Source organism: Pseudomonas glycinis (genome assembly GCF_054871425.1).
The window spans coordinates 412,235-424,358 of record NZ_JBTYHF010000002.1 but is presented as its reverse complement, the minus strand read 5'-3'; the positions used below and the strand labels follow the sequence as shown (position 1 = coordinate 424,358).

General features: G+C 60.3%; 12 protein-coding genes. 9 read left to right on the top strand and 3 right to left on the bottom strand.

What is annotated here, in order from left to right:
- Nucleotides 1-47 precede the first annotated feature (47 nt).
- Nucleotides 48-1,442 (bottom strand): NorM family multidrug efflux MATE transporter, encoded by a 1,395-nt coding sequence (locus ACYSTU_RS06030; protein ID WP_123441966.1) that lies wholly within the window; start codon nt 1,440-1,442, stop codon nt 48-50.
- Between the two features lie 159 nt (nt 1,443-1,601).
- Here ACYSTU_RS06030 and ACYSTU_RS06025 point away from each other — a divergent pair, with 159 nt between their 5' ends.
- The 3 genes from ACYSTU_RS06025 (at nt 1,602) to ACYSTU_RS06015 (ending at nt 6,096) form a co-directional block, all read left to right on the top strand.
- Nucleotides 1,602-2,522 (top strand): LysR substrate-binding domain-containing protein, encoded by a 921-nt coding sequence (locus ACYSTU_RS06025; RefSeq protein ID WP_071172126.1) that lies wholly within the window; start codon nt 1,602-1,604, stop codon nt 2,520-2,522.
- 187 nt (nt 2,523-2,709) lie between these two features.
- Nucleotides 2,710-4,686, top strand: a complete 1,977-nt coding sequence (locus ACYSTU_RS06020; protein WP_016772578.1) for a methyl-accepting chemotaxis protein — start codon at nt 2,710-2,712, stop codon at nt 4,684-4,686.
- A 195-nt stretch (nt 4,687-4,881) separates the two neighbouring features.
- Nucleotides 4,882-6,096 carry an aldose 1-epimerase family protein gene (locus tag ACYSTU_RS06015; RefSeq protein ID WP_498996786.1) on the top strand — a complete coding sequence of 405 codons (1,215 nt, stop codon included), beginning with the start codon at nt 4,882-4,884 and terminating at the stop codon, nt 6,094-6,096.
- On the opposite strand, the gene ACYSTU_RS06010 is transcribed toward ACYSTU_RS06015, so the two are convergent.
- On the bottom strand, nt 6,093-7,586 hold the full coding sequence (locus ACYSTU_RS06010) for a YifB family Mg chelatase-like AAA ATPase (RefSeq protein ID WP_122698697.1): 1,494 nt from the start codon (nt 7,584-7,586) through the stop codon (nt 6,093-6,095). The genes ACYSTU_RS06015 and ACYSTU_RS06010 overlap by 4 nt on opposite strands.
- A gap of 326 nt (nt 7,587-7,912) precedes the next feature.
- Here ACYSTU_RS06010 and ACYSTU_RS06005 point away from each other — a divergent pair, with 326 nt between their 5' ends.
- Both ACYSTU_RS06005 and ACYSTU_RS06000 read left to right on the top strand, forming a co-directional pair.
- Nucleotides 7,913-8,191 (top strand): type II toxin-antitoxin system RelE/ParE family toxin, encoded by a 279-nt coding sequence (locus ACYSTU_RS06005; RefSeq protein ID WP_498996783.1) that lies wholly within the window; start codon nt 7,913-7,915, stop codon nt 8,189-8,191.
- A 7-nt stretch (nt 8,192-8,198) separates the two neighbouring features.
- Nucleotides 8,199-8,504, top strand: coding sequence for a HigA family addiction module antitoxin (locus ACYSTU_RS06000; protein ID WP_039757791.1), 306 nt, complete (start codon nt 8,199-8,201; stop codon nt 8,502-8,504).
- Nucleotides 8,505-8,617: 113 nt separating this feature from the next.
- On the opposite strand, the gene ACYSTU_RS05995 is transcribed toward ACYSTU_RS06000, so the two are convergent.
- A complete protein-coding gene (locus ACYSTU_RS05995) occupies nt 8,618-8,878 on the bottom strand; it encodes an accessory factor UbiK family protein (RefSeq protein ID WP_122603430.1) in 261 nt (86 codons plus the stop codon).
- Between the two features lie 394 nt (nt 8,879-9,272).
- Here ACYSTU_RS05995 and glnK point away from each other — a divergent pair, with 394 nt between their 5' ends.
- The 4 genes from glnK to sutA all read left to right on the top strand — a co-directional run bounded on the left by glnK (nt 9,273) and on the right by sutA (nt 12,054).
- Complete coding sequence (gene glnK / locus ACYSTU_RS05990) at nt 9,273-9,611, top strand: P-II family nitrogen regulator (protein WP_002555808.1); 339 nt, start codon at nt 9,273-9,275, stop codon at nt 9,609-9,611.
- A gap of 37 nt (nt 9,612-9,648) precedes the next feature.
- Complete coding sequence (locus ACYSTU_RS05985; protein ID WP_041476939.1) at nt 9,649-10,986, top strand: ammonium transporter; 1,338 nt, start codon at nt 9,649-9,651, stop codon at nt 10,984-10,986.
- A 214-nt stretch (nt 10,987-11,200) separates the two neighbouring features.
- Complete coding sequence (locus ACYSTU_RS05980; protein ID WP_024014775.1) at nt 11,201-11,626, top strand: secondary thiamine-phosphate synthase enzyme YjbQ; 426 nt, start codon at nt 11,201-11,203, stop codon at nt 11,624-11,626.
- A gap of 101 nt (nt 11,627-11,727) precedes the next feature.
- On the top strand, nt 11,728-12,054 hold the full coding sequence (sutA, locus tag ACYSTU_RS05975) for a dormancy-specific transcriptional regulator SutA (protein WP_016772583.1): 327 nt from the start codon (nt 11,728-11,730) through the stop codon (nt 12,052-12,054).
- Nucleotides 12,055-12,124: the final 70 nt, after the last annotated feature.

The following is a 12,124-nucleotide window of genomic DNA, read 5'->3' as shown; positions in this document are numbered from 1 at the left end:
GAATGTGTTCCTTTGTAGGAGCCGCCGAAGGCTGCGATCTTTTGATCTTAATCCGCGCCGATGGCCTCGAACCTCTCTGCAACTGACTCGCGCCGAATCATCCGCTGCATCTTCCATTCAAACGCCAGCGTCAGGCTCACCGCCGCGCAGGCCAGGCCCAACGCCAGACCCCACCAGACACCCGTCGGCCCCCAATTGAGATGGAACGCCATCCACCACGCCGCCGGCGCGCCAATCAGCCAATAGCAAGCGAGCCCCACCAGAAACGTAGTCTTGGCATCCTTGAGCCCACGAATACAGCCCATGGCAATCGTCTGCGTGCCGTCGAACAGCTCGAACCACGCCGCTACTGCCAACAGGCTCACCGCCAGACGGATCACCTCGGCAAACGCCGGATCGTTGTGGTCAAGGAACAGGCCGACCAACTGGTTCGGCCATAGCCAGAACACCAGGGCAAAGCCGAGCATCACCACGGCGCCGAAGGCGATGCCGACACGCCCGGACATGCGCGCATCGACCAGTTGCCCGGCGCCATAGTGTTGGCCGACGCGCATGGTGATGGCGTAAGACATCCCGGCCGGGACCATGAACGCCACCGACACGATCTGCAGGGCGATTTGATGCGCGCCCATCTGCGTACTGCCCATGGTGCCCATGCACAACGCGGCAAAGGCAAACAGCCCGACTTCCACCGCATAGGTGCCGCCAATCGGCAGGCCCAGACGCCACAGTTCTTTCAGGTATTGCCGGTTCGGCCGCGACAGGCCGGCGCGCAACGGATAAGCGTCATACGCCGGATGCCGGCGGATATGCCAGGCCAGCGCCAGTGCCATGCAGTTGGCGACAATCGCCGTGACCAGACCGATGCCGGTCAGACCCAGCTGCGGCAGGCCGAACATGCCGGTGATCAGCGCGTAGTTGAGCAGGAAGTTGGCCACCGTACCGGCGAGGCTGATGACCATCACTGGCGTCGCCCGGCCAATCGCACTGGTAAAACCGCGCAGGGCCATGAAGCTCAGGTAACCGGGCAGGGCGAAGGGCAGGGCGATGAGAAATTGCCCGGCGGCGTTGACGTTGGTTTCGGTTTGGCCGAACAGCAGCAACACCGGTTTGAGGTTCCACAACAACAGCCCGGCGCCGAGGGCCATCAGCCAGGCCAGCCACAGTCCGGCCTGGGTCAGGCGTGCGGCACCGATGATGTCGCCGGCACCCTGACGGATTGCCACCAGTGTGCCGACCGCTGCAATCACGCCGATGCAGAAAATCGACACGAACGAGTAGCTCGCGGCACCGAGGCCGCCACCGGCCAGCGCTTCGGGGCTGAGGCGCGCCATCATCAGGGTGTCGGTCAGCACCATCAGCATGTGCGCCAACTGCGAAGCAATCAGCGGCCCCGCCAGCCGCAGAATGGCCCAGAGTTCGGTACGCACAGGATGCTGCATGGCCATCACCACCCAAATATCAGAGGAAGCAGAAGAGCGTCGATTCTCGGCGCTTGGCAGGCTTTGCACAAAGGGATAAAAAGGATGGGTGGCATGATTAATACTCATCCTGAATCGTCCTGCCGAATTGGCTGTATCCCCGCTATTGGAGCTTTGTGTATGTCCCGACGCCTTCCGCCGTTGTATGCCCTGCGCGCATTCGAAGCGGCAGCGCGACACAGCTCGTTTACCCGCGCGGCGGAAGAACTGTCGATCACCCAGAGCGCGGTCAGTCGGCACATGCGCACTCTTGAAGAACACTTCGCCTGCCGGCTGTTTCATCGCAGCGGGCGCAACCTGCAACTGACCGAATCGGCGCGGCTGCTGTTACCCGGTATCCGCGAAGGCTTCGCCGCCCTTGAGCGCGCCTGCAATACCTTGCGCGCCGAGGACGACATCCTGCGCATGAAAGCGCCATCGACCCTGACCATGCGTTGGCTGCTGGCGCGGTTGAGTCGCTTCCGCCATTTGCAGCCGGGCAATGAGGTGCAACTGACCAGCGCATGGATGGATATCGATTCGGTGGACTTCAACAACGAACCATTCGATTGCGCAGTTTTGCTCAGTGACGGGCATTTCCCGCCGGACTGGGAAGCGAGCCTGCTGTTTCCCGAGGAATTGATTCCGGTCGGCGCGCCGAACCTGCTCAATGACCAACCTTGGGACGTAGCGCGTCTGGCGGCTGCTGAACTGCTGCACCCGACCCCGGATCGCCGTGACTGGCGCAGTTGGCTGGAGCGCATGGGGCTGTCCGAGCAAGTTTCGCTCAAGGGCGGGCAAGTGTTCGATACGCTGGAGCTGGGCATGATCGCCGCGGCGCGTGGCTACGGCGTTTCGATGGGTGATCTGTTGATGGTCGCCGAGGATGTCGCGCAAGGGCGCTTGAGCCTACCGTGGCCGACCGCCGTCGCCAGTGGCCTGAACTATTACCTGGTGTGGCCGAAACCGCGTCCGGGAGGTGAACGTTTGCGCCGTCTCAGCGATTTTCTCCAAGGCGAAGTCCGCGCCATGCAATTGCCGGCGGTAGAGCGCTTGAGCTGAAACGTTCGAGCCGGCACAATGCCACTACTGCGCCATACCCACGCAATCCGCTCAAGTATTCGGTTTTACCGCCGACTACGAGCATGTGGAACCGTCGTGCCGGTTCCGCGCTACCCCCATTATTAGAATATTTTCCGGGCAATTACCGCGATCAAGGAGGATTCGGTGGCTCGGCCAGGAGCTGTTCATGTCTCAACCTCGTGCTCGGATCGCCTCGCAGCTGGGCCTTGCCCTTGCTGTGATACTGGCGATAGTCATCAGCGGCAGTACGGTATTCGCCTTGCGTTCGCTGGATTCCGCCAACCTCGCCACCCGTGAAGAGCATCTGGCCAGTGAGGCCCGGCTGCTGGCCGATCAACTGAGTACCTTTCACGGTACGCTGCGCGAAAGCACCCTGCGCCTGAGCGGGCTGTTCGAAAAGCGCTTCGGCAGTGGTTTGAGTGTGCACCCCGATCAGCCAGTGACCGTGGCCGGCGTGCAGACTCCGGGCCTGCACCTGGGCAACGAGGTGCTGAACAACAACTTCAAGGAAGTTGACGAGTTCAAGCAGATGACCGCTGGTGTGGCCACGGTATTCGTGCGCAGCGGCGAAGACTTCATTCGCGTCAGCACCAACGTCAGCAAGCAGGACGGCACCCGTGCCATCGGCACCGTGCTCGATCATGCCAACCCGGCGTACGCGAAACTGATGGCGGGGCAGAGTTATGTCGGCCGCTCGTTGCTGTTCGAGCGCTACTACATGTCGCAGTACACCCCGGTGCGCGATGCGGGCGGCAAGATCATCGCCGTGCTGTACGTCGGCTTCGACTACACCGACGCGCAGAACGCGCAGTTCGCCAATCTCAAGCGCTTCCGCATTGGCAAGACCGGCTCGCTGGCGCTGCTCGACGAGCAGAACAAATGGCTGGTGCCGATTGCCGGCGTCGAAAACCTGGATCAAGCCGCCCCGACCATCAACAACCTGGTGAAAACCCCGGGCAAGGGTGAGTTCTGGAGCGACAAGGGTGAGGACTTCTACAGCATCGCCGTGCCGTTCGAAGGTGGCCCGTGGTCGGTGGTGGCGAGCATGCCGAAAGCCGAGATCCGCGCGGTGACCTGGAGCGTCGGTACGCAACTGGCGATCGGCAGCCTGCTGGCGATGTTGCTCGCGGTCGGTTCCGTGGTCTGGCTGCTGCGCAGCAAACTCGCACCGCTGGGCGATCTGGTGCGTCAGGCCGAAGCCTTGGGCGCGGGTGATCTGAGTGTGCGGCTGAACGTATCGAGCCACGATGAAATCGGTCAGCTGTCCCGCGCGTTCAACCAGATGAGCCAGGCGCTGTCGACCATGGTCGAGCACATCCGCCGCGCTTCGGAAGAGGTCAACAGCCGTGCGCAGGCGCTGTCCGGTTTGTCCGGCGGTGCGTATGAAGGCATGGAGCAGCAGTCGGGCGAAATCACCAGCATGGCCGGCGCCGTGGAAGAGTTCAGCGCCACCTCGCTGAACATTGCCGACAACATGGGTGCGACCCAGCGCCTGGCGCAGGAAAACGCTCAGCAGACCCAGATCGGCCGCAGTTCGATGGAAGAAGCGTCGTCGTCGCTGGAGCAGATCGCCGGCGCGCTGAACAGCACCGCCAGCGTGATCAACACGCTGGGGCAGCGCTCGCAGGAAATCGGCGGCATCGTGGGTGTGATCACCTCCATCGCCGAGCAGACCAACCTTCTGGCACTTAACGCTGCCATCGAAGCTGCCCGTGCTGGTGAGCAGGGGCGCGGTTTTGCCGTGGTCGCGGACGAAGTGCGCAGCCTCGCCTCGCGTACCCGTCAGGCGACCGATGAAATCTCCAGCATGATCCACAGCATCCAACAGGAAACCGGCAACGCGATCAGCACCATGGAGCAGGGCAATGTGCTGATGCAGGAAGGCTTGTCGCGCAACGCCAATGTCGCCTCGGCACTGGCGCGGATCGATGAGCAGAGCCGTTCGGCAGGCCAGCAGTTCGCCGCGATCACCACCGCCACTCAGGAACAAAGCAGCACTGCGACGTTGCTGAGCAGCAATTTGCAAAGCATCGCCTTGGCCAACAGCGAGCAGCGTGAGGTGGTGTCAAACCTGGCTGTCACCGCTAAAGAGCTGGAGAAGCTGGCGGCGGATCTGCGTTCCGAGGTTGACCGCTTCCGCTGATGTGTCGTTGAAACAGTTTTCGCGAGCAAGCTCGCTCCCACAGTTTCCGCGGTCGTTCACAAATCGTGTGAGCAGGCGAAAATCCGGTGGGAGCGAGCTTGCTCGCGAATGCTCCGGCACAAACCGGTTTTTGCACTTGCTGAAACGTTTCCGCAGCGCTATAAAAATGGCACAACTCCAATAAAGGCTGCTGCCATGACCCCGCTCAAACTCCTCGTCGCCCTCGGCGCATTCTCTGCCGCTTCCCACGCCGTGGCCTGGGACTATGTCCTGCTCGACGCCAACACTCCGGCAAAAAACTGGACGATCACCAGTGAGCAACTCGGCGTAAAAACCGCCAAACCGTATTCCGTGACCCTGCGTACCCTGCATGGTGGTCGTCAGGAGGGCGTCAGCATTGTCGATATCGATAACGGCACGATGAAACTCTCGGTAGTGCCGACCCGTGGCATGAACGTGTTGCAGGCTTCGGTGGGCGACGTGCGGATGGGCTGGGACTCGCCGGTCAAGGACGTGGTCAACCCGGCGTTCATCGAACTCAACGGTCGCGGTGGCCTGGGCTGGCTCGAAGGTTTCAATGAACTGGTCACCCGTTGCGGTTACGAGTGGGTTGGCCATCCCGGCATGGACAACGGCGAATTGCTGACCTTGCACGGTCGCGCCGCCAACATCCCGGCCAGCACCGTCACTTTGCACATCGACGAGAAGCCGCCGTATGCCATCACGCTGCGTGGCGAGCTGAAAGAGCAGGCATTCAAGAAAGTCGATTTCTCGGTAGCGACCGAACTGGTCACCGAACCGGGCAGCGCCAGCTTCGCCCTCAACGACACCCTGACCAACAACGGCGACTATGCGAAGGAATATCAGGCGCTGTATCACAGCAATTTCAGCACGCCGTTTCTCGAGCAGGGCGCAAAGTTCGCAGCGCCGGTGAAGCAGGTTTCGCCGTTCAACGACAAGGCCAAGGGAGATCTGCCCGACTGGCAGACCTATCGCGGGCCAACCAAGGACTACGACGAAACTGTCTACAACGTCGTGCCGTATGCGGACGCCAAGGGTGACACTCTCACCGTGCTGCACAACAAGGCCGGTAGCCTCGGCGTATCCGTTGGCTTCAATACTCAGCAGCTGCCAGTGTTTTCGCTGTGGAAAAACACCGATACCCAAGGGCAGGGCTACGTCACCGGGCTGGAGCCGGGAACCAGTTTTTCCTACAACCGTCGCTATCAGCGGCCGTTGAATCTGGTGCCGACCATTGCGCCGAAAGAACATAAACAGTTCCAGATCAGCTACAGCCTGCTGGCCGACAAAGGGGCGGTGGACAAGGCCCTCAAGCGCGTGACTGAAATTCAGGCCGGGCGCGACACTGAAGTGCGTCAGGCACCGCTGGTTGATCTGACTGAGCATTAAGGTGTCGCCGGCCGGTATTGCAGTGCCTCGGCCAGATGCTCGCGGGTAATCGCATCGGCCTGTTCAAGATCCGCCAGCGTGCGCGCGACCTTGAGCAGGCGATGCGCCGAGCGCAGCGACAGGATCAGTCGCTCGCAGGCCGCCTCCAGCCATATCTCGTCAGCTGTGGATAACTTGCAGTGACGCTTGAGCCCCGGCAGATCGAGAAACGCATTGGCACAGCCCTGACGTTTCTGCTGACGCTCCCGCGCTTCCGCCACCAACGCCGCAGCGCTGGCGCTGTTTTCGCCTGGCTTGGCTGCCGGATTCAATGCGGTTGCCTCCCGCGCGACGGTCAGGTGCAGATCAATCCGATCCAGCAGCGGCCCTGACAGCTTGTTGCGATAGCGCTGGACCATGTCCGGTGTGCACGAGCATTTGCCGCTGGGTTCGCCAAGATATCCACAGGGACACGGATTCATCGCTGCCACCAGTTGAAACCGTGCGGGGAAACGCACGCGATCCTTGGCCCGAGCGATGACGATATGCCCGGACTCCAACGGCTCGCGCAGCACTTCCAGAACCTTGCGATCAAACTCCGGCAACTCATCGAGAAACAGTACGCCATGGTGGGCGAGGGTGATTTCGCCGGGTTGCGGTTTCGAGCTGCCACCGACCAATGCCGGCCCTGAAGCCGAATGGTGCGGTTGCCTGAACGGCCGCTGCGGCCAGTGAGTCAAGGGAACCCCGCTGGCCACCGATTGAATCGCTGCCACTTCCAGTGCCTCGCATTCGGATAGCGGCGGCAATAATCCTGGCAGACGACTGGCCAGCAGCGTCTTGCCGGTTCCCGGAGGCCCGCTGAACAACAAGTTGTGCGCCCCCGCTGCGGCAATCAGCAGTGCGCGTTTGGCGGCTGTCTGCCCCTGCACCTCGTTGAGGTCGGGATAGGGTTTGGCGGCATGCATCAAGCCATCTGATGTGTACGGCTCGACCGGTGTGTGCCCATTGAAATGCGCCACCGCTTCCAGCAAGTGATCGACTGCGAACACTTTCAGCCCCGAAGCCAGGCACGCCTCTTCCGCATTCGCTCGAGGCACCACCAACGCCCGCCCGGCCTTGCGCGCCGCCAGTGCCGCCGGCAGCACGCCACGCACTGGTCGCACGGCACCGGACAATGCCAATTCACCCAGACATTCCACCTCGTCCAGGGTCAGACACGGCACCTGCACACTGGCCGACAAAATCCCCAAGGCAATTGCCAGATCGAAGCGCCCGCCATCCTTGGGCAGGTCCGCCGGCGCCAGATTCAAGGTGATCCGCCGCGCCGGAAATTGCAGCCCGGAATTGATGATCGCGCTGCGCACCCGATCCTTGCTCTCCTTCACCGCCGCTTCAGGCAGGCCGACCATGGTCAGCGACGGCAGACCGTTGGCCAGATGGACTTCGACGGTGACAGCGGGGGCTTCCACGCCAATCTGGGCGCGACTGTGGACAATGGAGAGGGACATGGTCGTTCCTTGAGCTGAATCGGGGAGCCGCTTCCTGCGGGTTTTTGAAGGGTAGTAGGGCGATGCCATTTTAGTGGGGTGAGTGGAGCGCAAAAATTTCGCAGGATGTTGCCGCAAGAAATGCCAGGAACTCGCCAGGGCATGGCAAACGGGAATAGGGGAGAGTTTGTGTAGGAGATAGCAACGGGTTCAGTAAGAACCAGCAAGCATGCGTAGTCCGTTTCTGAAAGTCCTGAAGAGAACACCCAAATCGCAAGATCATCCGTTTGCGCTAATGATTTTCACGAATAAACTCAGCGTTAATGCATAACGTTAAGCTTTAAACTATGATCGTTAGCTTCAGATGTCCTGAAACCGAATACCTGTTCCGAAGTGGTAAAACCCGTTTCTGGTCAGCCATATTGAGTGTCGCGGAACGTAAGCTGACGATGCTTGATGCGGCAGCTGCGTTGGCTGATCTCCGATCTCCTCCCGGAAATCGGCTCGAGTCTCTGGGAGGCGATCGGAAGGGGCAATGCAGTATTCGTATCAACGCCCAATGGCGAATTTGCTTCGTCTGGGGCCTGAATGGGCCCGAGGATGTTGAAATCGTCAATTATCACTGAGGTGAATATGACCAAGAATGGTATGCGTCCGGTCCATCCCGGCGAGATCCTCAAAGAGGAGTATCTGGAGCCTTTGAGCCTTACAGCCGCTGCGTTGGCGAGAGCATTGAGCGTGTCTACTCCGACGGTGAACGATATCGTTCTACAGCGCCGGGGCATCAGCGCTGACATGGCTTTAAGACTTTCAATCTGTCTGGACACCACTCCTGAGTTTTGGCTGAACCTCCAATCGACCTACGATCTGCGAAAAGCCGAAATTGAAAGAGGAGCTGCAATCCGTGATCAGGTCGAGCGGCTGGCACATTGCGCTTGATAGTGAATCTAGGCAGTGGAGCTGAAGGCTGCTTGAAGGAAAACGCTTGAAGGTTTTTTTTCGACGCCTTTAAAGCTGAAGAGCGTGCCCAACCTTCACTGTCAGTAGTGGTGCTATTCAGCCGGCGGATTCAGTTTCGCCTCCATCTCCGCCACCTTCGCTTCAAGACTCTCAAGCCGTGCCCGCGTGCGAGCCAACACCACCATCTGACTATCAAACTCTTCCCGGCTGACCAGATCGAGTTTGCTGAAGGCACTTTGCAGGAGCATTTTGAACTGGCTTTCGATTTCGGCTTTCGGCAGCGGGGTGTCGCCGTTGAAGAGGCGGGAGGCGGTGCCGCTCAGGGCGTCGAGGAAGTCTTTGGGCGCGAGCATGGGAAATGTCCTGGAAACAATGGCCGGCAGTGTATCACGCAGTGTCTATAGTCAATCCCGTTGCACGGATGCACGCTTTTCGCGCAGGGGGGCGGACGGTGGCGCACCGTTGTTGTGCGTATCGGCAAAAGCTTTTCTGCCCGAGCGCGTGCAACGGGGGCCAAGAGATTGAAATGCAGGGTTTTTGCCGAGCTGGCAAGGTTTCTGCTTAGTCACCCTCGACCCATGCACTGATGCAGTCGCTGTGACGAATGCAGTGCGGCAGACGAAGCGGGGAGTTTCGTCTGATGCGGTTAGCTGGCGTCAACGATGCGTTACAAAGCCAGGCACTGCGCTTAGACTTGAGACGGGTTTGTTTTCCTGGGGCAAGTCCACCAATTCGGGAGAGAGTTTCATGAAGCTAGTCACTGCCATCATCAAGCCGTTCAAGTTGGACGACGTGCGCGAGTCGCTGTCCGAAATCGGCGTGCAGGGCATTACCGTTACTGAAGTCAAAGGCTTCGGCCGGCAGAAGGGTCACACCGAGCTGTATCGCGGCGCGGAATATGTGGTCGATTTTCTGCCCAAGGTGAAAATCGACGTGGCCATCGACGACAAGGATCTGGATCGGGTTATCGAGGCGATAACCAAAGCGGCCAACACCGGCAAGATCGGTGACGGCAAGATCTTCGTGGTCAATCTGGAACAGGCGATCCGCATCCGTACCGGCGAAACCGATACCGACGCGATCTAAGCGCCGCCACAAACCCAACGCCCCAGGAGAAAACAATATGACTCTGCGTAAATTCGCAGGGCTAGGCGCCCTGTTGTCCATCGTAATGCCCGGCATCGCCATGGCGGCAGACGAAGTGGCAGCGCCAGTCCTCAATTCCGGCGACACCGCCTGGATGCTCACCTCGACAGCGCTCGTGCTGTTCATGACCATTCCCGGCCTGGCGCTGTTCTACGGCGGTATGGTTCGCTCGAAAAACATTCTTTCCGTGCTGATGCAGTGCTTCGCCATTACCGGTCTGATCAGCATCCTGTGGGTCATTTATGGCTACAGCATTGCCTTCGACACCACCGGCATGGAGCAGGGCGTCGTCAACTTCAATTCGTTCTTCGGTGGCATGGGCAAGGCGTTCCTCGCCGGTGTCACGCCTTCGAGCATCACCGGCCCGGCGGCGCTGTTCCCTGAGGCGGTGTTCATCACCTTCCAGATGACCTTCGCGATCATCACCCCGGCGCTGATTGTCGGTGCGTTCGCCGAGCGCATGAAGTTCTCCGCGATGCTGATCTTCATGGGCATCTGGTTCACTCTGGTTTATGCACCGATCGCGCACATGGTCTGGTCCGGTAACGGCGGCCTGATGTGGGACTGGGGCGTGCTCGACTTCGCTGGCGGCACCGTGGTGCACATCAACGCCGGTATCGCCGGTCTGGTCGCGTGCCTGGTACTGGGCAAGCGCAAAGGCTTCCCGACCACACCAATGGCTCCGCATAACCTCGGCTACACCCTGATGGGCGCGGCGATGCTGTGGGTCGGCTGGTTCGGCTTCAACGCCGGTTCCGCTGCCGCTGCCAACGGCACTGCCGGTATGGCCATGCTGGTTACCCAGATCGCCACTGCCGCTGCGGCACTGGGCTGGATGTTTGCCGAGTGGGTCACCCACGGCAAGCCAAGCGCACTGGGTATTGCTTCGGGTGTGGTCGCCGGTCTGGTCGCGATCACTCCGGCCGCTGGCACCGTGGGCCCGATGGGTGCACTGGTGATCGGTCTGGCCGCAGGCGTGGTGTGCTTCTTCTGCGCCACCACCCTGAAACGCAAACTCGGCTATGACGATTCCCTGGACGCCTTCGGCGTGCACGGCATCGGCGGTATCCTCGGCGCGATCCTCACCGGTGTGTTTGCCGCACCGGCACTGGGCGGCTTCGGCACCGTGACTGACATCGGCGCGCAGGTCTGGATCCAGATCAAAGGCGTCGGCTTCACGGTGATCTACACCGCGATCGTCACCTTCATCATCCTCAAGGTGCTGGACGCCGTCATGGGTCTGCGCGTAACGGAGGAAGAAGAGTCGGTCGGCCTCGATCTGGCACAACACAACGAACGCGGCTACAACCTGTAAGTACGCGCGATAAAAAATTGCCCGGTTCGCCGGGCATTTTTTTGTCCGGGATTTGTCATTCAGGGAGTGGCTGAAAGGATTTTTCTTACGGCTTTGGTCGTCTTTACGACGAGGCTTTTTCTGCGGGCAATCGCTTACATCGCTGCAGGAATATTAGGGCCTTTGTTTTTTTTCAGAGCACGCTAGAATGCGCCCCGAACGAGCGGAGAACTGTATGTGGCAACAGACTCTGATAACCCTGCGGGCAAGGCCCCGGGGCTTTCATCTGGTGACGGACGAGTTGCTCGCAGGCTTGCCTGAACTCAAGACCTGTCGGGTCGGTCTGTTGCATTTGTGGCTGCAGCACACGTCGGCGTCGTTGACCATCAACGAGAACGCCGATCCGGCAGTTCGTCGCGACTTCGAACGATTTTTCAATCGTCTGATCCCACAAGGAACAGACGGCTACGAGCACAACGACGAAGGCCCGGATGATCTCCCGGCGCACTTCAAGGCCAGCGTGCTCGGTTGCCAGATCAGTCTGCCGGTTGCGGCAGGGCGGCTGGCACTGGGTACCTGGCAAGGGATTTATCTGGGCGAGCACCGTGATCATGGCGGTGCCCGTAAAGTCCTCGCCACCTTGCACGGTGAACAGGCATGAGCCGCTGCCGGGCAGCGGCAGAAGATTTTTCAACGGCGGCTTCGACAGCCGCCAAAGCTGGTCTATAACTAATCTGCTTTTGGCAAGTCATGAGGTAGAACATGAGCGACGATGATCTGGAAAACGACGACCTCGAAGTAGGCGACGAAGACGAGGCCGAGGAAGGCCTGGAAGCGGCAGCGGAAGACGTTGCCGAAGACGATGGCGGTGACGACACGCCGGCCCCGGCTGCCAAAGGCAAAGCCAAGGCTGCGGTATCGGTCGACGAGTTGCCGAGCATCGAAGCCAAGAACAAGGAGCGTGACGCCCTGGCCAAGGCCATGGAAGAATTCCTTGCGCGCGGCGGCAAGGTGCAGGAAGTGGAGGCCAACGTGGTCGCCGATCCGCCCAAGAAGCCGGATAACAAGTACGGCAGCCGCCCTATCTGAGGCGCGTCGCTCGCTTGCTGAAAAAGCCCGCCGTCGCTGCGGGCTTTTTCATGCCTGGAATAAATGCGTT